18 protein-coding genes and 2 pseudogenes are annotated in these 22253 nt (G+C 57.4%); 15 read left to right on the top strand and 5 right to left on the bottom strand.

The genetic code is table 11. From position 1 onward, the window contains the following. The first annotated feature begins 62 nt into the window (after positions 1 to 62). From IB250_RS28015 to IB250_RS27960, 12 genes and pseudogenes are all read left to right on the top strand, one after another. The gene (locus tag IB250_RS28015) at positions 63 to 1565 is read left to right on the top strand and encodes an efflux transporter outer membrane subunit (protein ID WP_192346909.1); all 1503 of its coding nucleotides are present in this window, start codon (positions 63 to 65) and stop codon (positions 1563 to 1565) included. Next, complete coding sequence (locus IB250_RS28010; protein WP_192346907.1) at positions 1562 to 2734, top strand: HlyD family secretion protein; 1173 nt, start codon at positions 1562 to 1564, stop codon at positions 2732 to 2734. Before IB250_RS28015 ends, IB250_RS28010 begins: the two co-directional genes overlap by 4 nt. Further along, the gene (locus IB250_RS28005) at positions 2727 to 4271 is read left to right on the top strand and encodes an MDR family MFS transporter (RefSeq protein ID WP_192346905.1); all 1545 of its coding nucleotides are present in this window, start codon (positions 2727 to 2729) and stop codon (positions 4269 to 4271) included. The genes IB250_RS28010 and IB250_RS28005 overlap by 8 nt, the downstream gene beginning before the upstream one ends. Positions 4272 to 4730: 459 nt before the next feature. Further along, positions 4731 to 5507, top strand: a complete 777-nt coding sequence (locus IB250_RS28000) for a DUF3050 domain-containing protein (protein WP_192346903.1) — start codon at positions 4731 to 4733, stop codon at positions 5505 to 5507. After that, entirely contained in the window at positions 5504 to 5851 is a 348-nt protein-coding gene (locus tag IB250_RS27995; RefSeq protein ID WP_057450903.1) for a DUF4437 domain-containing protein, read from the top strand. Before IB250_RS28000 ends, IB250_RS27995 begins: the two co-directional genes overlap by 4 nt. A gap of 25 nt (positions 5852 to 5876) precedes the next feature. After that, on the top strand, positions 5877 to 6806 hold the full coding sequence (locus IB250_RS27990; RefSeq protein ID WP_192346901.1) for a diiron oxygenase: 930 nt from the start codon (positions 5877 to 5879) through the stop codon (positions 6804 to 6806). Positions 6807 to 6818: 12 nt separating this feature from the next. Then, positions 6819 to 10295 (top strand): amino acid adenylation domain-containing protein, encoded by a 3477-nt coding sequence (locus tag IB250_RS27985; RefSeq protein WP_192346899.1) that lies wholly within the window; start codon positions 6819 to 6821, stop codon positions 10293 to 10295. Positions 10296 to 10314: 19 nt separating this feature from the next. Then, positions 10315 to 10782 (top strand): SRPBCC family protein, encoded by a 468-nt coding sequence (locus IB250_RS27980; protein ID WP_192346897.1) that lies wholly within the window; start codon positions 10315 to 10317, stop codon positions 10780 to 10782. A 235-nt stretch (positions 10783 to 11017) separates the two neighbouring features. Beyond that, positions 11018 to 11251 (top strand): hypothetical protein, encoded by a 234-nt coding sequence (locus IB250_RS27975; RefSeq protein WP_225603910.1) that lies wholly within the window; start codon positions 11018 to 11020, stop codon positions 11249 to 11251. 30 nt (positions 11252 to 11281) lie between these two features. Beyond that, positions 11282 to 11494, top strand: a pseudogene (locus tag IB250_RS27970) (DUF6124 family protein); the annotation flags it as partial. Between the two features lie 35 nt (positions 11495 to 11529). After that, the gene (locus tag IB250_RS27965) at positions 11530 to 11787 is read left to right on the top strand and encodes a hypothetical protein (RefSeq protein ID WP_007900566.1); all 258 of its coding nucleotides are present in this window, start codon (positions 11530 to 11532) and stop codon (positions 11785 to 11787) included. A gap of 349 nt (positions 11788 to 12136) precedes the next feature. Continuing rightward, the gene (locus IB250_RS27960) at positions 12137 to 12505 is read left to right on the top strand and encodes a DUF6124 family protein (RefSeq protein ID WP_192346895.1); all 369 of its coding nucleotides are present in this window, start codon (positions 12137 to 12139) and stop codon (positions 12503 to 12505) included. Between the two features lie 145 nt (positions 12506 to 12650). On the opposite strand, the gene IB250_RS27955 is transcribed toward IB250_RS27960, so the two are convergent. The 5 genes from IB250_RS27955 to IB250_RS27935 all read right to left on the bottom strand — a co-directional run bounded on the left by IB250_RS27955 (position 12651) and on the right by IB250_RS27935 (position 16528). Continuing rightward, positions 12651 to 13847, bottom strand: a complete 1197-nt coding sequence (locus IB250_RS27955; RefSeq protein ID WP_192346893.1) for a type II toxin-antitoxin system HipA family toxin — start codon at positions 13845 to 13847, stop codon at positions 12651 to 12653. Further along, a complete protein-coding gene (locus tag IB250_RS27950) occupies positions 13847 to 14095 on the bottom strand; it encodes a helix-turn-helix transcriptional regulator (protein ID WP_032830757.1) in 249 nt (82 codons plus the stop codon). Before IB250_RS27950 ends, IB250_RS27955 begins: the two co-directional genes overlap by 1 nt. A 227-nt stretch (positions 14096 to 14322) precedes the next feature. After that, entirely contained in the window at positions 14323 to 14886 is a 564-nt protein-coding gene (locus tag IB250_RS27945; protein WP_192346932.1) for a GNAT family N-acetyltransferase, read from the bottom strand. A 90-nt stretch (positions 14887 to 14976) separates the two neighbouring features. After that, the gene (locus tag IB250_RS27940; RefSeq protein ID WP_192346891.1) at positions 14977 to 15822 is read right to left on the bottom strand and encodes a phosphatase PAP2 family protein; all 846 of its coding nucleotides are present in this window, start codon (positions 15820 to 15822) and stop codon (positions 14977 to 14979) included. Positions 15823 to 15856: 34 nt separating this feature from the next. Beyond that, positions 15857 to 16528 carry a histidine phosphatase family protein gene (locus IB250_RS27935; protein ID WP_192346889.1) on the bottom strand — a complete coding sequence of 224 codons (672 nt, stop codon included), beginning with the start codon at positions 16526 to 16528 and terminating at the stop codon, positions 15857 to 15859. A gap of 261 nt (positions 16529 to 16789) precedes the next feature. Between IB250_RS27935 and IB250_RS29175 the strand changes: the two are divergent. From IB250_RS29175 to IB250_RS27925, 3 genes and pseudogenes are all read left to right on the top strand, one after another. Further along, a pseudogene (locus IB250_RS29175) lies at positions 16790 to 17803 on the top strand (methyl-accepting chemotaxis protein); the annotation flags it as partial. Between the two features lie 42 nt (positions 17804 to 17845). Continuing rightward, positions 17846 to 18709, top strand: coding sequence for a methyl-accepting chemotaxis protein (locus IB250_RS29170; RefSeq protein WP_404943041.1), 864 nt, complete (start codon positions 17846 to 17848; stop codon positions 18707 to 18709). A gap of 206 nt (positions 18710 to 18915) precedes the next feature. Continuing rightward, positions 18916 to 22227: a Tc toxin subunit A gene (locus IB250_RS27925; protein WP_192346886.1), complete on the top strand. Its 3312-nt coding sequence runs from the start codon at positions 18916 to 18918 to the stop codon at positions 22225 to 22227. Positions 22228 to 22253 lie beyond the last annotated feature (26 nt).

Raw genomic sequence — 22253 nt, 5'->3', positions numbered from 1 at the left:
GGAGATGCGCAGCCCGTAGCTCTTTTACCCTGCGTCTCTACTTGGCATTCTGGATTTATTCGATGGGTTCGCCTTCCTTTTCCCCACGGCATGGACGTCTTTCGCTGCTTGGCGTAGCGGTGGTGCTGTTGGCGGGTTGTTCCCCCTGGGTCACCCATACGCCGGCACAGCCGCACCCGGAACGCATTAATGCCCTAAGCCGCCTGCCCCAAGGTGTCTCGGCTCAAGCGTTACCCGAGCGCTGGTGGCGGTTGTACAACGACCCGAAACTCGATGCGCTGGTGCAGCAGGCATTGCTGCACAACCGCGACTTGGCGGCGGCCCAGGCCCATGTGCAATCGATGCTGGCCGGAATCGTGCAGGCCGATGCCGAGCGCTGGCCGTCGACCCAGGCGTCACTGGGCGCCGAGTACGGCAAGACGGCTGATGATCAGACCCTGGCCAAGGCGACCGATAGCCATGCGCCGTCACAGTGGGCGTTCAACCCAGGCTTTGAACTTGCTTATCAAATGGACGTCTGGGGCCAGGTCCAGCGTAGCATCGAACGGGCCCAGGTTCAGGCGGCCGCGGCGCAGGATGCCGAAGACTTATTGCGCATCACGGTGGTGGCGCAAACCACTCGCGCCTATGTCAATGCCTGCGCCCTGGGGGCACGGGCGAAGGTCCAGCGCCACTCGCTGGAAGTTGTCGGGCACAGCCTGGAGTTGACCGACCGCCAGCGTCAGGCCGGTATGGTTACAGATCTCGAATACACCCGCATGCAGGCGCTACAGGGCGAAACCTTGGCGCTGCTGCCGATGCTGGAGGCGCGCCGGCAAGCTGCGCTGTACGAACTGGCGATGCTGACCGGCTTGGCCGACCTGGAACAAGGCTCTGGCGCTGCCACCTGTGAGGTCGTACCGCAACTCAATGCCGAACTGCCGGTGGGCGACGGCTGGCAATTACTCGCGCGCCGCCCAGATATCCGTCAGGCCGAGCGAGCGCTGCAGGCGGCCACGCTGCAAGTGGACATCGTCCAGGCCGACCTGTATCCGAAGGTGACCATTGGCGCTTCAGTGTCCTCATCCGCCAACAAACCCCATGAGCTGGGAGACAGCAGCGCGATGATGTTTGGCATCGGCCCGCTGATTACCTGGCAATTCCCCAACTGGCGTGCCAATCGCGCGCGGGTCAACCAGGCCCGGGCGTTGGAGCAGGTGGAAGTGGCGCAATTCGAGGCCAGTGTGCTCAAGGCCCTTAAGGATGTACGCCAGGCCCTTGCGTTGTATGACGGCGAGCGTCAGCGCCACGCCGCTTTGAGCCAGGCCCTGGACAGCAGCCGCCAGGCCTACAAGTTGGCCCAGTTCAATTACAACGCCGGCTCTATCGACTTTCTCGACGTGCTGGACAGCGAGCGTGAGCTGATCCGCTTGCAGGCCACGCGCGCCGATGCCGATGGCCAGCTGTTGCAGCGCCAGATCAGCCTGTTTCGCGCGCTTGGCGGCGGTTGGCAGTCTTCCTCTTCCGCTACCCCGACCGCTGCGCTCAGCGGTGCTTCCGTCAATTTTTCCGGTACCCAGCCATGAATATCGCTGTCGATGAAAAAACCGCTGTCCAGGACGAGCAGGAGAATGTGGTCGAGCAACTCATGCATGCGCGCAAGCAACGCCGCAAACGCAACCTGATCCTGCTGGGAGGCGTTGTGCTGTTGATCGCAGCGGGGGTGTTCGGGGTGTACTGGATGACAGTGGGGCGTTACCTGGAACAGACTGATGACGCCTATGTGCGTGCCGACTGGATTCCCATCAGCCCGAAGGTCTCCGGATATGTGGCCCAGGTGCTGGTGGAGGATGATCAGCCCGTCAAGGCCGGAGATGTGCTGGTGCGCATCGAGGACCGCGATTACCAGGCCCGCTTGGCGGAGGCGCGTGCGCAGCTGGCGGAAACCCAGGCCTCGGTCGCCGCCCAACAGGTCAACCTGCAAGTCACCGACAGCCTGATCGCCCAGCAAAAGGCCGGCGTGGCCCAGGCTGAGGCTCACACCCGCAGCGTGGCTGCCGAGCTGCATCGCGCAAGCCTCGACCAGCGCCGCTACGAAGGCTTGGTACGTGAACACGCCGCCAGTGCCCAGCGTCTGGAATCGGCGGCCGCCAGCTACACCCAGGCCAACGCCGCGGTGGAAATTGCCAAGGCCATGCAACGTCAACAGGAAACCCGGTTGACCGTTGCTATCATTCGGCGCCAATTGGCCGAAGCCTCGCTCAAACAACAGATTGCCCGGCGCAGCCAGGCCGATGCGCAGTTGAACCTGGCGACTCATGCGCTGGAGGACACGTTGATCCGCTCGCCTATCGACGGGGTCGTGGGGCAGCGCAAAGTGCGCACTCGCCAATACGTCGCACCAGGGTTGCCGCTGTTGGCAGTGGTGCCCTTGCAGCAGGCCTATGTGGTGGCCAACTACAAGGAAACCCAGTTGCGCGACATGCGCGCCGGCCAAGCGGTGGATATCAGCGTCGACAGCTATTCGGGACGCAAGCTCAAGGGCCATGTGGTGAGTTTCTCTCCAGGTTCGGGGGCCGTGTTCGCGCTGTTGCCGTCGGATAACGCCACCGGCAACTTCACCAAGATCGTGCAGCGCTTCCCGGTGAAAATCGTCATTGATGAGCATTACGAGGGCGGGCCTATCCTGCCGGGCATGTCGGTGATCACCACCGTTGATACCCGGCCAGCTACCCAGGGCGCGGCACATGACTGAAGTCGCTGAAAAGACCGTCTCCTTTCGCGCCTGGGTGGCAGTGATCGGCGGGCTGTTCGGCTGTTTCATGGCCGGTATGAACGTGCATGTGACCAGCGCCGCGCTGCCGGAAATCGAGGGTTCCCTGGGGGCGACCTTCGAGGAGGGCTCCTGGATCTCCACCGCGTACCTGGTCGCAGAAATTGTGATGATTCCGCTGACCGCCTGGCTGGTCCAGGTATTTTCCCTGCGCCGGGTGATGCTCGTGGGTTCGTTTGTGTTCCTAGTGGCGTCCATTGCCTGTTCCTGGGCACCCAACCTGGAAGTGATGATCATCATTCGGGTGATCCAGGGCGCCGCTGGCGCGGTGCTGATCCCCTTGTCATTCCAGCTGATCATCACCGAGCTGCCGCCCAGCAAGATTGCGATGGGCATGGCCTTGTTCGCGCTGTCCAACAGCGTTGCCCAGGCCGCCGGGCCGTCCATAGGCGGCTGGCTGACGGATGCCTATTCCTGGCGCTGGATTTTCTACCTGCAACTGGCCCCCGGCATCCTCTTGTTGCTGGCAGTGGCGTGGTCCATCGATGCCAAGCCCATGCAGTTGAGCCTGCTCAAGCGCGGCGACTGGGGCGGAATCCTGGCCATGATCGTCGGCCTGGGGGGCTTGCAGATCGTGTTGGAAGAAGGTGGGCGCAAGGACTGGTTCGGCTCTGATTTCATTGTGTGGATGTCACTGATCGCCGGCATCGCCCTAGTGTACTTCGTGCTGTCGCAGCTGTACGGCAGCCGCTCCTTCATCAACCTGCGCCTGCTCAGGAGCTACAACTTCGGGGTGGCCAGCGCGGCAATGTTCATTTTCGGCGGGGCTACCTTCGGCCTGGTGTTCCTGGTACCCAATTACCTCTCCCAGTTGCAGGGCTACAACGCCCGGGAAATCGGCGTCAGCCTGATCGCCTACGGCATGGTGCAATTGGTGCTGGCGCCGTTCATGCCGCGCCTGATGAAGTGGCTCAACCCGAAACTGATGGTCGCCAGCGGTTTTTTCATCATGGCCGTGGGGTGTTACCTCGGCGCGCACCTGGATGTCGATAGCGCCGCCAATGTGATCATTCCTTCCACCGTGGTACGAGGCATCGGACAGCCGCTGATCATGGTGGCGCTTTCGGTGCTGGCGGTGTCCGGCTTGGCCAAAGATGAAGCCGGTTCCGCTTCCGCTTTGTTCTCCATGCTGCGCAACCTTGGCGGGGCGGTGGGCACCGCGGGGTTGACGCAGATCGTCGCCATGCGCGAGCGCTTTCACTCCGAACGGGTGGGGGAGTCGATCACGCTATTTTCCCCGTCCTTGCAGGAACGCCTGCGCGCCAGCATGGCCGGCAGCGAAGATTTCATCTTCAACCAACTGTTACCTGCCCAACAGCAGGTCCTGGAGGGCTTGATCCACACCGTGCGTCGTGAGGCGTACTTGATGGCCTATAGCGATGCGTTCTATGTGTCCTGTATCGCATTGATCTTGTGTGGTGTGGCGGCCTTGGCATTACGTCAACAAGCGAAGAATTGAACAGATTATGCCCGCCAGCACTGAACGGGTCTTTGTCAGCGAGCAAGAGGGAACTTGAATGGAGAAAAGGCGAAGGCCTCTTCATGGATTGATTGATTGCTAACTTAGCAACGACATATAGGTTTTTTGCACTCCGAATGGGGTGCCGGCCAACTATTGCCTGACGAAGTTGATGTTATTAACTTTGGTCGGGCTTCTGTTGTTTGCGTATTTATAGTTAAGAATTAAATTGTATTAATTTTCTAAAAAACACTTGCTGAACATCATGAGCTTACTCTAAGTTTCGCCTTGCTTCGGTGGCTGAGGTTTTGCGCTAACGAAGCATAAGCCTATAACTGATTTGAATAAGACTTAAATGCTGGCCAGCAATGGCAAGACAGGCTTGCTTATGCCTGAAAAATGATAAGCAGGTAAGTCTTGCGCGGCCAGACCTAACTAAAGCCTGATAAGGAGCGCAATATGGAAGATAAAAAGTCGCTGTTGAACGCAAAGAAAGTAGAACTGGGCAATCATCGGATCTTTGCTGAAATCAATTCCTTGCCGGTGCTGCGCGCCTTTATGGAAACCCATGTGTTCGCGGTGTGGGATTTCATGTCCCTGGCCAAGCGCCTGCAACAGGACCTGACCTGTACTCGCCTGCCTTGGCTGCCACCGTTAGACCCGGCGGCCGCTCACCTGATCAATGAGATCATCCTCGGCGAGGAGTCTGACCAGAACCTGCAAGGCGGTCATTACAGCCACTTCGAACTCTACCTGCACGCTATGCGGGAAGTGGGCGCCAGCACCGACAAAATCGAACATTTTGTCAAACTGATGCGCGACGGCGTCGACCTGCAATCGGCTCTCACGCGTTGCGGCGCCGGCTTGGCAGCCTCTGCCTTCGTGACCGACACCATCGAAACCGCTATCAACGCCACCACCCACTGTGTTGCCGCCGCCTTCCTGCATGGCCGTGAAAGCGTCATCCCCGAAATGTTCCAGCGAATCCTCGATGATTGGGACATCACCGCAGACGATGCGCCCACCTTCCGTTACTACCTGCAGCGTCACATCGAGGTCGACTCGGAAGACCACGGCCCTGCGGCGGAAAGCTTGTTGGCGCGACTGGTCAATGGCGATGCCCAGCGCCAGGACGAAGTCTACGTGTCGGCTATCGCGGCGGTGCAAAGCCGCTTGGCCCTCTGGGACAACTTGCGTGTGGCCATGCGCGAAACTGTCAGTGAGTGCGTAGCATGAACTTCGAAGTCATCGAGGCTGACCAGGCCCAATGGTTTGAGGTGAAGTCAGAACGCGACATTACCCTGACGGTATTCAAGGACACGCTGGACCCTGTGACGAAAACCGGTGTTCGCACGCGGTTGGTACGTTTCCATCCAGGGGGCGGCACGCGTGAAATCTACACCCATGATTATCACGAAGAAGTGTATTTGATTGAGGGCGACCAAACCGAGCTGGCAAGTAAGGATCGTCCCGAGAAAACCTACCGCGACGGCAGTTACTTCTTCAGGGCGGCACACACCGAGCACGGACCGTTTAATTCAAAGGACGGATGCCTGTTGTTTGAAGTGCATTACTACTGATAGTCATGAACAAAGGGAAAGATTCATGAGAGCTGAAGAATACCAATCATTTTCCGAGTCATGGGAGGAGCGTGCGACCATTCGTACGCGTCCAAGACGACGTTTGGAAGATGATGGAAAGTTGATATTCCCGATCAGCCGCCAGCCCTTGGTCATGGGCGCGACATTTATACGGGAATGCGCTCACTTGCAGCACTTTGTACTTGTTCAAAGCTTGTACAAATTTATTAATGATGTAGTGATTTTTGAAACCGAAATTGTCGACAAGACTGCCAGGAGCATTGCGAAAGATAACTTCGCCATACGCTTCCCGTTTGCCTGTCGATATGACGCGATGACCGTAGTGGTCGATGAGGACTATCACGCCCTCGTGGCGATGGACTACATGCAACAGACCATCGAGCTGACCGGCATCGAACCTATTGACTTGCCGGCGGAAATCGAACTCAGCCGTTCGATTCCCAAGGCACTGGCCATGGCGCCCGAGCACCTCAAGGCGGCCGTCGAGTTGATCTGTGTCGCCATTGCGGAAAACACCCTGACCAATGATGTCGCGGCCTTTGCCCGCGACGACTCGGTCAAGGCATCGGTTAAGGGCTTGATGGCAGACCACCTGGCTGACGAGGGGCGACATTCGGGCTTCTGGGCCAAGTTGACACGTATTTACTGGAGCACTGCGAGCGAGGAGGACAAGCGTGCGCTGGCCTCGATCATGCCGGTGTTCCTGGGTGAGTACCTGACCAATGAGATCCAGCAGGGGTTTGATTTCGCGCTAATCGAGCAACTGCCGGTAAGCCCCGGGGTCAAGATGGCCTTGCGTAAGGAGGTCGAAGGCATGAGTTTTCCGATCACGCCGTCTCACCCGCTGGTAGGCAACATCGTCCGATTCTTCAAACACAGCGCCCTGCTCGACGCTCCCTGCATGCAGGAAGCGCTCGCCGATTATCTGCGCTAGAGGACAACTTCAATGAGACATCTTGATATCGTTCTGTGTGGGCGCAGCCATGCGCTCGCCTGCCTTACGCAAGAGCTGGAACAGATGGGCCACACGGCCCACTTGTTGACCAGTGATAACGCCATTGATCTTTGCCGGTTACCGGCGCCCGACTTGCTGATAGATGACGCCAGCACGGCGCAATCCCCGCATTATCCATCGTGTCACCGCCTGTCTTTGCGGGCACACTCCCACGATGTCAGCGATGTCGTTGCGCCCGTGCGGGTGGACTGTCTATGGCGTCCTGGCTATGGCGATTGGATGTTGCTGGGGCGTCGCGAGATCTGCGCCGATACCGCCGGCAACGGGGCCGACCTGGCACGTGAAGCAGTGGCGCAGGTGGTGGAGATGGCCAGTGTGCACATTGGGCGTTTCTCGCGCAGTGCCGACTATCTTGAGGTGACCCGTGAGCCGGTGCAGGCGATCGACCGGCTGTCGAGCCTGACCCTGCTCGACAGCCTGGCCTGGCGCCATCGCCACAATGCAACTGTCAACGCCGGGATCCTGGAGGAGGCCAAGCGCCCCTTTTTACAACGCCTGGCCGATAGCCTGCTGGCCAATGCCGAGCGCAACGCCCTGAAAGTGCAGGGGCGTGGCATGTCCTACGCGCAATTGCATGCCTATAGCGTGGCGATTCAGGAACGCTTGCAGCCGTTGCTCGAGGTTTCCGCCGGTGGGCTGACGGTGGTCGCGATCTCGTTGCCCAAAGGGACGGCACTCTATGCGGCCATCCTGGCCGTGATGGGTTGTGGCGCCGTGTACTTGCCGCTGGATCCGAGCCATCCTGCGGAGCGCCGTGCGGCGATCCTCAAGCATGCCGGTGCCAGCTTGCTGATCCAGGAGACGCAGGCAGACAACCCACTGCCGAGCCTGGCCACCCTGGACATCAGCCACCTGGATTTCTTCCACCACGGCGCCCAGGGTTACAGCCGGGTAGCCCTGGCTCCGGATCAGAGCCTGCTGCGAGTACCGCTGGCCGGTTCGGCGCCCTGTGTGGCGATCTACACCTCGGGCACCACCGGGCAACCCAAGGGCGTGTTGCTGACGGTCGATAACCTGAGCCACTTCTGCGCGTGGTATGCACGCTATGTGGAGCTGAACCATCACAGTCGCGCCTTGCAGTTTTCCACCATCAACTTCGATGCCTCGTTGCTGGATATCTTCCCGACGCTAATCCAGGGTGGCGAGTTGATCGTGCCCACTGAAGACCAGCGCCGCGACCCGGTAGCGCTTGCCGAATTGATCCAGCAAGAGCAGGTCACCCATGCATTTTTGCCGCCAGCCTTGCTCAGCATCATTCCGCTTGAGTCGCTGTACGGAATGCAGCATTTGGTAACGGGCGGCGATGTATGCGAGCCCCATGTGATCGAGCAACTGGTGGGCCACTGTACGCTGCACAATATTTACGGTCCCACCGAGACCACGGTGCTCGCCACCTGCCGCACCTTCCAGCCGGGAGACAACAATCGCAACCTGGGCGTGCCAATTGCCAATACCTCGGTTTACCTGCTGGATGAACACGGCCAACCGGTAGGCGAAGCGGATAGCGGTGAGATTCACATCGCCGGGCCCGGCGTAGGTGCAGGCTACCTGGGCGCTTTGCAAATGACTGCCGAGCGTTACCGTCTGCATGAGTTGCCCGACGGTCAACGGGTGCGCCTGTACCGTACCGGCGACCTGGCGCGTTGGACCCAGGAAGGCATCCAGATCATCGGGCGCCTGGATAACCAGGTGAAGATCCGCGGGTTCCGGGTCGAGCCGGAAGAAATCGAGCACCTGCTGCAATCAAGCCAGTTGTTCCGTCAACTGGCGGTGGTCATCGATAACCAGCGGCGCATCCTGGCGTTTTTCTCCCAGCCCCAAAGTGGCGAGGGCCAAGTGGCTGGCGAACAGTTGCAGGCTTACGCGCTCAAGCATTTGCCCGACTACATGCGCCCCAGCGCCTACTGCCTGCTGGAGCACCTGCCGGCCACGGCCAATGGCAAGATCGACCGCAAAGCCTTGATAGACCTGCCGGTCAACTACAAGACCCAAGGACCGCGCCTGGCACCCCAGAACGCCACCCAACAGCAGTTGCTGGAGCTGTGGTCCAGGCTGTTGGACCTGCCCGGGCCGGACATCTCCGTAGATGACAGTTTCTTCAACCTGGGCGGTCATTCGATCCTTTTGTCGCAGATGCTCATGGGCATTCGCGAGACGTTTGGCAAAGGGGTCTCGATCAACCGTTTTATCGAACAACCCACACTGGTCAACCTTGCCAACCTGATCGACCAGGACGTCGAGGCCACCGCTACGGTCAGTCCCCAGGCGCTGCAAGACGCGATGATCCGGCCTGAGCTGGACGTGTTGCCGATCAGCCGGCTGGGAAACATACATAAGGTCATTGTGACCGGCTCCAACGGTTTCCTCGGCGTGCATATTGTCGAGGCACTGCTGGAACTGGGCAGCACCGAAGTGGCTTGCCTGGTTCGCGAGTCGGCGGGGATGAGCGCCCAGCAGCGCTTCGAGCAGGCGCTGATCCAGAACCGTCTCGAGCATCTGGACCTGAGCCGCGTGAAAGTGCTGGCGGCGGACATCAGCAAGCCGCGCCTGGGGTTATCCGAGCACGACTATGAATGGCTGGACCGTGAATATGGCGTGTTGATCTATAACGCGGCCAACGTCAACCACGTGCTCGACTATGAGTCGCTGGTCAAGGACAACGTCACTCCCGTGCTCGAATGCCTGCAACTGTGTGAAGGGCGCAGCAAGAAGATTTTCAACTTCATCTCCACCCTGTCAGCCTCAAGCACAGTGGATGAACAGGGGCGGGTGTTGGAAGAGCCGCCGGCCTTCACGCCGCCGATCTACATTCGCAACGGTTACAACCTTTCCAAGTGGGTGGCTGAGCGCATTTTGTGGAATGCCAGCGAGTCAGGCGTCTGGGTCAACCTCTACCGCCCGGGAAACATTGCGTTCAATACGCGAACCGGCGTGTGCCAGCCGCATCAGAACCGCTTGATGTTGATGCTCAAAGGCTCATTGCAGCTTAAGGAAGTGCCCGAACTGGCACTCAATTTCGACCTGATGCCGGTGGATTTCCTCGCCCGATTCATCGCCTTTCATGCCAGCCGCCATAACCGTTCCAAAGCGGTGTTCAACCTGCACAATCCGCAGCCCCTGTCATGGACTCACTATCTGGAGGCGTTTCGCGTTGCCGGTCACGACTTCCAGATGGTCCCGGTGACGCAATGGCAGCAGCGCCTGTCGGCTATCAATAGTGATAACGCGCTGTTCGGCGTGGTCGGCTTTTACCTCAATGGGTTTGAAGAAGACATCGGCGATATCTCGATGATCGAGTACCGCAATGCGCTCTCAGGCATCCAGAGCATGGGGGAAGACTACCCGGCCAAGAACAGTGCACTGCTGCAAAAAGGCTGTGACTACCTCAAGCAAATCGATTTCATCTGAACAAAAAAGGAGCTTTCTCATGGAACATTTTGAACCCGATACCCTGGTCCGCAACCCAGTGGGCAACCCTGTCGTCGCCAGCGTGACCGTGAATGGCGATGCCCGCAGCGTGTGGAAGATCGTCGGAGATTTCGCCGGTTTCGCCAAGTTCATCCCGGCGTTGTCCCATATCGAAATGACCGGCGAGGGCGTACGTTCGGTACGCAAGAAACTGTTCAAGGACGGTAATGTGGTGATTGAGCAACTCAACACCCATGACGACCGAGCCATGACCATGACATGGTCGCTGATCTATACCTCACTGAACATCGGCAACCTCTGGGCAGTGATGCAGGTGGTTGCAAAAGGAGATAAACAGAGTCAGGCAACCTGGACCATCATTGGAGAACCCTACACAGGAGGCAAAGAAGACATATCGGGGTTCGAAGCTTTCCTGCAGGGCTTTGCCGATAGTGCGATGAAAAATGTACAGGAACTGTTTGTCTGACTTTAAACACCTGTGCTGACGTAACCAAAGTGTCCTTCTGGAGGGCGCTTTGGTTGCGCTCGATCTCAACCAGACGCACACCATCAGCCTGTTTGGGTGGCACATAAGACACGGTCGAGCTCTATCGCTTACCTCTCGGGATACGAAGTACGCATTCATCCAGGCGGTCTGCTCGCTCCGCTGGATTTTCTGAGCCGGGTAAGTAATGCGGAACTGGGATACAGATCGTTGCGAAATGACTGCGACGCTCTATGCCGCCTGGAATGACTTTATCCTTGAAGGCCGCCCAGTTTCCGATGAAGCAATCGTGAACGAAGTCATGCATAGCTGGAACAACACGAAGCTGCGCTTTGGCAAAACCGAATGGTTGGCGGTACTCGCCGAGATGAAGCAGCACAAAATTCTCATGCCCAGCGGCTTTGGCAAACGCACCACAGGAGGCATGCTCAGCTTGCCCGCTTTCGAGTAAATAGAGATCTTTTTTGGCCACCCTTGGAAAGATTCGGATACACCCACCCTGCTTGCTCACGCCAGCGAAACCCTGGCCTCCATGAATGTCATGACCACCGATCTGGCCGACCCGCTCGAAGGCTCGCATCGCAACGTGGCATTGGCGATTCAGCAACTGGCCGTGCTGGCCGAGATGTTGATCAACCGAGCGCTGGATAACCTCGATTCGCCCCTGCCGGCGGTCACGCCCGTCTGCCACTGAGTGATTACGCTCGTTGATCGAATGGAGGTTTTGTCATGGATCGATACATGCCGGTCACCGGCATCGACTGCACCATTGCGTCGCTGCTGATCGACACCGAAGCACCGCTGGACGTGCTGCATGAAACGGCGGCCTACCGCATCCGCACGGCGACTCAATTGCTGGAGAGTTTCGCTGTGAACGAAGGCGTTCACAGCGAACTGGCGCGGGTGTTGGTGACTTCGCTACGCGATGGCTGCGATTTGCTGGATGTGGTTGGGCGAAGGTTACAGATGCAGGTTTCGGCGTTGTAACGAACCCAGCATGTTACCCCAACACAAAAAGGCACCTGACGAACATATCGCAGGTGCCTTTTTTGGATTGAACAGCATTAGATGACTCAACAGTAGGTTTCATGATCTGTAACTTACTGTCGACTCAATGGACGCAGAGTTGCCACGCTTTCGGCCTTGTGTAAAAAAAGGATTTCTCTGACAGATTAGAACCACGTCATCCTGGGAAATTTCCCGCAACCCGTAGCGACTTCCATGAACTGGCGAACAACGTTTCCGGCAGATAGTCTTCACGCTTCGCTGTAAACCCTGCGGACGGTTTGACAAGCCCGAAATAGCGTAAGGATCCCTAACCTCATGGAACGCCCTTATGAAAAAAATCACCCTGCATTTAGTTGAAAATACGGCCACTTCAGAGCCTGAAACCCTCGACCCCACCCAACGTCCCCAAGCCACCGAACGCGCCGTCAACGCCCGCCGGCGCAACCTGAACAGGAACATCTTCAGCGTTCGCCCCGACGTCGACACGCTCACCCTGCTCTCTCATGCCAGCGAAACCCTGGCGTCCCTCAACGTCATGACTCTGGACTTTGCCAACCGACTTGATGGGCCACAGCGCAATGTGGCGCTGGCGCTTCAGCAGTTGACGATGCTGACCGAGCTTCTGGTCAATCGAGCGCGGGACAACCTTGATCCGAACGCGTCGGTGGCCGTGGGCAAGCCTCCTGTCTTTCACTGAGTGATCGCGCTCGTTGATCAGATGAAGGTTTTGTCATGAATCGATACACGCGACGGTTACAGACGCAGATTTCTGCGTAGAAAAGCAAAATGGGCGACCTCATTGAGGTCGCCCATTTTTTTGCTCAGCCCGTGAAAATGGATTGCTACCCAAAAGTCAGTACAAATGGCGCCGCCGCTTTTTGGATCGCTCTGACCACATGAGGTGCCTGCTCTCGATGCTGGGGATAGCGCTCCAACACCACCTCCAACGCAGCCAGCAGTGTCTGGATACGCTCCTTCGGATGGGTGACTTCACATGTCTGCGCAAACTCCAGCAATCCTTGTCGCGAGGCAAACATTGACTTGTTGCCCGCCAGATCCAGCGCCAATACATCCTCCGGTATATAAGCCGTGGTATTGACGATGTCATAAGCTGGCGCCAGGTGCGCATCACGTTGCGTAGGCTCCGAGTAAAGCAAGCCAAAATTCTTCAGGTGAGCGTCGCCATTTCCGACGATGCAGCTCAGCGCCACGCTATCGAAGAGTTGATCAAGGGAGGATCGCAGATGCTGCGCGGGGCAGAACAGGCGAATCGCCTTGGCGATTGCTGCATAGCTTTTGCTGTACTTCTGATCGGCTGAAAGCCCCATCAACGCTGCCATGTCCTCGAAGCCAAGTGGATTAAGTTGGTCGTCTCGATCAAAACGACGCATCACAAACAACTTGGAATTGTCGGAGAGGAAAAACTCCGGGACGGGGATGCCCGCCTCCTTGGCAATGGACATGCAAAGGAACTCGTTGATCGCCAGACCTGGAAACTCGTCTCGGCCACTTTTGATGATCAAATCGGAAGTTTTCGAGGTGATTCGTGGTCGCGACTCCTGCTGCTCCGGCACCAGGACTTTCGGTTGAACACCTGAAATACCTGCACGCAGGATGTAGCGATCAAGCAGGTCTGCAAAGATATCTTCCGTGCCGTCCCACGTCAGAATTTCTTCAAGTTTTTCTCCCGCAAATGTCTGCTCCCCCAACAGGGCATCGACCGCCTCCGAGCGCACATGAACCCTGCCGATGGGTGAACTGCTACCAGAAAGAGCGAGTAACAACATTGGGTCAACGTTTACGGTTTTAGCCAGGCGATTACGTAGCTGCTCCAGCACATAGCCTTCCGGCAGGTTCATCTGGAAGATAGGGTGCAGGTCTCGTCGACGAAACTCGTCGGGGCGAACGGGCATCGTCAAGCTGATTGCCATGTTGGGTAATGCATCTTCGTCGTAGCGGAAAATGAAATCCTCCGCGCTGGTGAGGATTCGGCCGCTGCTCCCTTCGGGGGTACTGACTTTAAGCGAGGTCATTTTCATTAAAACAGCTCACCAAGTTCTTCCAGGGTCGGCATGGCTGCCGGAATGACAGCAAATTCGCAATCCAGAGCACCTAACACCCGCGCATAAGCACTCATGCTCACAGAAAGAGTGCCCTTCTCCACTGCGATGACTTTCTGCCGAGTCAGCCCGGCGAGTTCGGCGAGATTTGCTTGCGTCAGGCCACGATTCATACGCTTTTCGCGTATTTGCTTACCTAAGCGGGAGATCAACAGAGAATAATCCATGTTCATTTACCGTGACATTTATATTTAAATGTACCGTATGCATAACATTATTGCGACTCCCGGGTGTTTCGTTCACTCAGAGGCCATGCCGAAGGCCCATCCACATGAATTTTTCTTCACCCCACCACCTCTCCCCAACCTGTACATTGCCTCGCTCATTCAAGAAACTACGGTTTGCCCGCGCTCCCGCGGGCTTTTTTTTGTCTGCGGTTTTGTTGGCAGTTAGTTCAAATAGCCCGCGCAGGGGAAACCTTCGGCAGTTCCTGCAGGCATTTCAATCGATACAAATATTCCTGCTCCCCATGCTGCTGCGAACACCGCGCCTGATAACACTTCCTGATCAAACCAAAACCGGCCGCTTCGGCCAGCCGTTGGCTCGCCACGTTGGCGACGTCTGTGGTCAGGTAAAACGTGAAACCGGGCAGGCTTTTGATCAACTCTTCGAGCGCGGTACGCATATAACCTTTGCCCGAATACTCGGTATTGGCCCAGTAGCCGACGACGTAGCGGTTGCGGCGCCGGGGCTTCAAACCAATGCAGCCGATGATCGTGTGCGCCGCATCGTCGACGATAAACAGCCGCCGCTCACCTGTTTCGCTTTTGAATTCATCGACTGCCCGCGCGAGGAACGATCGGGCCTCGTCCTCGGTGGTGTAGGGTTTGGCCCAGGACAGAAATTCGGAATGGGTGGTAAAACTGGCGTTAAGCGCATGCTGCAACGCTTTACACCATTCGGGGTCGGGGGCACTCAATCTCAATGTATGAGTGCCCACCGTCAGCGAAAGCTCCATTGCATCTTCCTTGAATTCAAACTCCGTAGCATCAAACAGTAGCAGTGCCAGGAAGGACACTGCTACTCAGGAATTCAACGGCCCCCCGGCCTAAATCTCCGCGTTGGCGGGTGAACTCGTAAATGGCTCAACGACAGGTCGCTCAGCCTGCTGTCGCACCGGCAGCTCCAGCCGCGCCCGCCCATAGAACGCCAACGCCGTCAGCAAACAGGCCAGCCATACAAAGATTCCGGCCCAGAAGGTGTGGGACATGTAGTGCCAACCCTGTAGAACCCGCGTCGTGCCGTAGACGAAACCGAGCAGCAGCGAGCCGTGCATCAGCGCTTTGGAATATCGCCAGCGGTAGCGGCGAGCCACAAAGTACAGCGCGAGCATGGTAAAGCCGCCTGATGCATGCCCGCCCGGCCAGCAGCGACCGTCGCCTGCGACTTTCAGCAGGTCGAAATTCTGGTACCACTCCTTGTGTTCGATTTTCCCGGCGTACTGGGTCGTTTCGACCGGGCAATACACACTGGTGTGGCCTTTGAGGTAGTGGATAACGCCAGTGCTGATGGAAAACGCGAACACCACATAGAGGAAGTCCCGACGGTGTTCACTGGCGAACCGAAGCACCGGCGCGACTTTGATTTTTTCCAGGAGTGTGATGATCTTCGAATGTTTTTCAGCCTTCAGTCGCGGCCAGAGAAACGACAGCAAAGCGCCAATCATCGCGACCTCACCAGTCCAGTTCGGGATGATCCGCGCCCATTTATGAGTGATTTTTTCGAACAGATGGACATGCTGTAACGGAAACAACCGTGTGGCCGGATCATAGAAAAGATCGCTGAAGGCGATGTCTATCTTGGTCATGTCAAACAACAGGAACACCACGACCGCGCAGGCCAGCGGAATACCGAAGTTCACCCAGTAAAAGCGGTAACGGGAAGCAGTCAGCATCGTACGTCCTGATCCAGAGGGATGATGGTGAGGCTCATTCAGTGGTCACCGAATGCCAGTCGGAGGCTTCGATGAAACCGAGCATGCGCGGCGGCTGAGACTTTTTGGCGGAGATGAACAGAGAAGCGCCATAACCCAAGGTCTCGGTCGATAACTTGAGATCTTTTTCGAGTTGCGCCATGCATTCGCTGTGGGTCACCAGAATCAGGTTGCGTCCGGCCACCTTGTGCGCCAAGGCATCGCGCAGCATGTTGTCTCTGCAGTGGACCAACCAGTCTTCGCCGACGCCGACCTTGTTGAACATGTAACCGGCGGTTTGCGCCGTGCGCATCACCGGGCTGTTGTAGATGTCGGCCCGATCCAGCCCCAGATGCTCGAACTGCGCGCCGACACTCACCGCCACGCTTCGGGAGCGATCGGTGATGCCATCGTTGCCGATCAGGCAGGCGGCCGTGGAGTGATCACAACGCTCGACGTGGCGCACCAGCACGATCATGTCGCCTTTGGCCCACCCGGTCGCCAACGCCCGGGCACCCGCCACATTGCCATGGGCCAGGTCTGGGACGGCGGCGGGTCGCAACAGCCACACGGTCAGCGGAATAACCAACAAGGCAGATGCCAGCACGACTGCAGCGTTTCGATAACGGGCCAAACGGCTCAGATCGATCGAGCGTTTTATCCCGAACAGACTCAGTCTCAATTCCACATCAAGCCGCCTCGCCGGGATACACCATTGTGATTCGATGTCGCGAGGGTAAAGAGGCGCGCGTCGGCAGCCGGTGAAACCCATGTGAAAAAAAGATTAAGACTTGCCCAAAAATCTTGTTACAGAATCCGTCCAACAAAAACCTTTCAGCTCCCGGGATTGCTGCCGATACAGACCTGCTAACCCCCTTGCTGGCTCTTAAAACAACAATCTTCCAGCCAACCGACGATCAAGAAGCACAACGTTCCTGGAGGAATATTGATGAATAGCTGGTTCGGTAATATCAGCGTGAACCTGAAACTGGGCCTGGGATTCGGCCTGGTCCTGGCACTGACCTGCGTCCTCGCCCTGACCGGCTGGACGAGCCTGGGCGGGTTGATTGACCGCAGCAACTGGATGAGCGACATCACTCAGCTCAACGCCGGCCTGACCAAACTGCGTGTGGTTCGCCTGCAATACATGCTGACCAACGGCGACGAAACCGCCGCACAGAATGTGCAGACCACCCTCGACGGCTTCGTCGCTCAGCAACAAGCGTTGCTGTCGAGTTTCAAGAGCCCGGAAAACGTCAAGTTGCTCAAAGAGCAGAGCGCGACCATCAGCGCTTACCAGATATCCCTGAACAAAATGCGCAGCGCCTACCGCACCGGTAACAGCGCCCGCGACGCCATGGGCGCCAATGCTGAAACCGCCAAAACGTTGATCGAAGCGATCAGCACCGGCGTGCAGCAAATGCCCCTGAGCGACCAACGCTTCGAACAGTTCCAGGCCATCACCGCGGCCAAGGAAGCGTTCATCCTGGCTCGCTACGAAGTGCGTGGTTACACGGCTAACACCAACGCCGAGACCGAGCAAAAAGCCGTCGCCCAACTGGACACGGCCATCGCCAGCCTGAAACAGCTCAATGTGCATTTCGCCGAGACCCAGCAAGATGCGCTGCGCCAGCTGGAAACCGCGCTGAGCAACTACCGCAGCGCCTTGCAAGCGTATAAAGCCGCCAACACCGATGCAGTGCAGGCGCGCAAGGAAATGACCGAACAGGGTGCCACCATCGTGAGCCTGAGTGACCACCTGTATCAGATCCAGCTCGACCGCCGCGACGCCGAAAGCGCCCAGGCCCGCACGCTGCAACTGATCAGCACCTTGCTGGCCTTGCTGGTGGGGGTCATCGCCGCCGTAATCATCACCCGTCAGATCACCGGCCCGTTGCGCGATACCCTGGCCGTGGTCGAGCGCATCGCCAGCGGCGACCTGTCCCAGGACGTCAAAGTGACCCGCCGCGACGAACTCGGCGTGCTGCAGCAAGGCATCGCACGCATGGGCGTGACCCTGCGCGATTTGATCAGCGGTATCCGCGATGGCGTCACCCAGATCGCCAGCGCTGCCGAAGAATTGTCTGCCGTGACCGAGCAAACCAGCGCCGGGGTCAACAGCCAGAAAATCGAAACCGATCAAGTGGCCACCGCCATGCACGAGATGACTGCCACGGTGCAGGAAGTTGCGCGCAACGCTGAAGAAGCGTCCCAGGCCGCAGCCGCCGCTGATGGTGAAGCGCGCGAAGGCGATAAAGTGGTCAACGAAGCCATCGCCCAGATCGAACGCCTGGCCAGCGAAGTGGCGCGCTCCACCGAAGCCATGAGCGTGCTGCAGCAGGAAAGCGACAAGATCGGCAGCGTCATGGACGTGATCAAGGCCGTGGCCGAACAGACCAATCTGCTGGCCCTCAACGCCGCCATCGAAGCAGCTCGTGCCGGTGAAGCCGGTCGTGGTTTTGCCGTGGTGGCCGACGAAGTTCGCGGCCTGGCCCAGCGCACACAGAAATCCACCGAGGAAATCGAAGGCCTGGTGGCCGGCCTGCAGAACGGCACCCAACAAGTGTCGGTGGTGATGAACAACAGCCGCGCCCTGACCGACAGCAGTGTGGCGCTGACCCGCAAGGCCGGCGTGTCACTGGAAAACATCACCCGAACGGTGTCCAACATCCAGTCGATGAACCAACAGATCGCTGCCGCTGCGGAGCAACAAAGCGCCGTGGCCGAAGAGATCAGCCGCAGCATCATCAACGTACGCGACGTGTCCGAACAGACTGCCGCCGCCAGCGACGAAACCGCTGCATCCAGTGTTGAGCTGGCGAGGTTGGGTAATCAGTTGCAGATGATGGTGAGTCACTTCCGGGTGTAACGCCTGCGCCCCTGCCCCGTCAGAGCTGGTACTGGCGGGGATCACGGGGACGTCCGGTCATACCGTGTTTCAAAATCCTACAGCTTCCCCTCCCCCTTCCCCTGCCAAGCAGCGAAAGTTCCGGCCCCTGCTCCATGGAGCGGCTGACAGCGCGTCCTCATGCCACATCGTAGTGTCGTCAGCTCTATCAAAGGAGGCTCATCGGCATGGACGGCAATCCCTTACTCAAGTCACTGATCGGGGCCTACGGCACCGAGCAAACAAAAGCAGCACTTGAAACGTTTTTTAAAGACACGCTGAATCTCACCTCAGTGTTCGATATCACTCGGCTCACCGAAGCCGAATTCAAGGATCGCTTCAGTACTGCAATCCAAAACAGCGCGCTCAAAGATCACGCGTCCAGCATTGACACAAAAACGCTCTACGACAACGTCAAATGCCTCGCAGCCCAGATCAGCCACCTGTATCGGGAGCAGCAGACTTCAGACGGAAAAGCTCAGCACCAGTGGCACCCACACGGCATTCGTGCTGTTGAGAAACAGGGGCCGACCTACACCAATCTGTTCCAGGAGAACTGGGACGACGCCTGCAAGGTCGATTCGATCGCCGCCATCGATTCGCCTGTCGCCTATCTCAGGGCGCTGTATCTGTTCGCCAAACAACTGGAAACCAGCACCTCGCAATCAGCAGGTGAAAGAGCCAACCGAATACTGCTGGAAAAGCGTCGACCGGATCTCGCCGGGCTATGGATCGACCAGCAAAACACCTTCACAGCACAGCCCATGCTCGAGATCGTCAATGACATACTCAACAAAAATATTCAGCAGGCGCTGCAGAACACCTCAGACCAAGGAAAATCGACCTATGAGGTATTAGCTCAACGGCGTTACCCCTTCGCTCTTCCCTACGAGATTTTCCATCATCAATGCCTGTTGGGCCTCGGTGGAAAAAAATCAGCGCTGGGTGAGCTGAACTACCTCATCAGTACCCGTCTTCCGACCTCACAAACAGTCGACAAGCAGTACGGCCAGGCACTGACATCCTCTACTCTTGAGGCTCAGCTACTGTTGTCCGGGCTGGGGCCTGAACAGCAGGCACTGCTGACACAACCCCCTTTCACGATTCAGGATGAGCTCAAGAAAAATGCCTATTGGAAAAGTATCTATGGCACCGAAACGCCCTCCCCCCTGAACAACGTGAACACCTTTCTGGAGCGTACCGAACTCAAGGCAGAGCAAGTAGAAGCACTGCTTTCACAAGGCAAACATACCCCCCGCAAATCACCGTCTTACCCAACACCCACGCAAAGCTCTGGCCCCTATGGCGCCCGTTATGTAAACGGCCCTTTCCCTGCTGGTAGTGGCATTGCCAGCAGCATGAAGCTCGAAAAAAACGACACACATAAATTAATCACAGAGGCAACAGACGACAGACTCGAACGTCTGCACCGGATGATCCGCTTGCAACGCTGGCTCGATATTCCGTTCGCCAATCTGGACACCCTGATCGTCAGCACTTTTGAATCCCAGGTTCCACGCAACACGCTTATGCAACTCGACACCTATACGGTGCGCTGCCTGGGGGTTTATCGTCATTTAAACCGCCGATACTCGATAGAAGCCGAAGAGTTCGGGGCGTTGCTTTACCAATTGGCCCCTTATGCATGTGGTGATAACGCCCCCTTGTTCGATCAGGTATTCAATCGGGCCAGAGTCTTCGAGACACCACTTGTACTCGATGAACGAGCATTCTCTGCAGACGACTCGGACCCGGCTTCGCACACCATCCTTCAGCATTTGAGCGCCAGCCTTGGTCTGCCCCTGACACAGAACTCGTTGTTACTGATCGTCCAGAACACTGAGAGATATGTGGGTGCGCTGAAGTGTGATTTACCCACCCTGTCTTCGATCTACAGGCAAGCGCGGGTAGCCCGCCTGTTCGGTCTTTCGATCGCCGACAGTGCAACGCTGGCGGACTTGCTGGGGGGTGAAAGCGTTACCAGATGCCTGGCAAATGGAAAGGCTGACATTCGAACCCTCCGAATAACGGCCAACCGGGGAGCGGAAAAAGTTGAGGTCGTTGCACGCTTTCATCTACCCGATCCATTAAACCCAGCGAATCCCCCCCTGCTTTTGCCGGGGTCAACACTGAAAACCAATACTTCATGGTTCGCCTCCCCAGACACCAGCAATGAGCTTTTAATCCGATTCACCGGCTCCACCGCAGACTTGCCCAGCATCACAATCAGCCAGTTCCCTACCGCTGCCGCCGATACAGAAATATCTCTGGAAGATGCTCCAATAACACTAACCGACGGCGCACTTGATGAATTGGGGCGTGGCACGCCCACCATCACGAGTCTTATACGTTACCCACGTAATACAAATATGCAGTCGACTGTCTACACCAGGACGACGGTGACAGTGGCGGAAGATGAGTCCATCAACCTGCTTGATGTGCTGATGCAAATGGACTGGCTGACCCATTGGATCAACGAATCCGTCTACACCATCCCCCAGTTGGGACGTCTTCTCGGCCCCTTGAGCGGCGACGCTCACAGGTTTCGCGACTTGCAGCAGCACCTCAGCAAACTACACCGCGATGTGATCGACAATGCGGTCACGCCACAAGAGCTGACAATGCTGTCGCTGCTGCCAAACATCAACTGGCGACATGCGCTGGCTGAAACGCTGCTCGACGACAAAGGGCTGGTAAAAAACTTTGCACCGGACATTGAGGAGGATGTGCCGACAAAACTGGACGCTGCCCTGGACCAGCTCATTAATGCACAGAAACTGGACGCAGACTTCAGCAAAAACGAACAGCTCAAGCAGGACAGCAAAAGGAAACTCAAAGGCCTTCTACTGCTTGCCCATGACCGACAGCTGCATCTGGTAGAGAAGTTTCTGCAAGAAACCTCCCAATTGCCCATGAACTGCACAAAAGGCGTGCTGTTATGGGCTAACACCTCGGTTTACCAGATCCTGACCACCGCGTTACATGACACACACCTGGTCGAGCTCCCCGAGACCTTACTCCCGGTCCTGCGCCATGCCGAAGCAGCCGTTCAACTGAGTCTCGGCAACAGGGCCCTACGCCTGTTCCTGAAACACCCCGACTGGCTGGAAACCCCGTCCTCGCGGTTAGAACTGACACTGAGCAGCTTGTATCTGCTGGATCGATTCAACCATTGCCAGAGCACCCACCAGCACTCCGAAGAAAGTCTTCTGAACTATTTGGAAACCGCCCATTCGGGCGCTCCCAAGGAGGCAATCAACAGCTTTCTGGCCAGGCTGCTGAACTGGACTCCGGCTGAAGTTACAACGCTGACCGCGAAGCTGGATCACCAGGAGGCCCGGACGATGAAGGACGTGGATTGGGTCATGCGTTGCCACGCAGCCTGCAAAACTACGGAGCTGAGTGCCGCCTCCCTGCTCAATGCTGCAGCCCTGAACAACCAAAGCCCGACTGACACCTGGAAAAAAGTCGGCGAAGCCGCCATGGCTGTCAGCCACTGATTCCGTTACATGCTTAAGGAATGAAC

Origin of the sequence: Pseudomonas sp. PDM09 (assembly GCF_014852305.1) — a bacterium.
Taxonomy (GTDB): Bacteria; Pseudomonadota; Gammaproteobacteria; order Pseudomonadales; family Pseudomonadaceae; genus Aquipseudomonas.
This window is presented reverse-complemented; position numbering and strand designations above follow the sequence as displayed.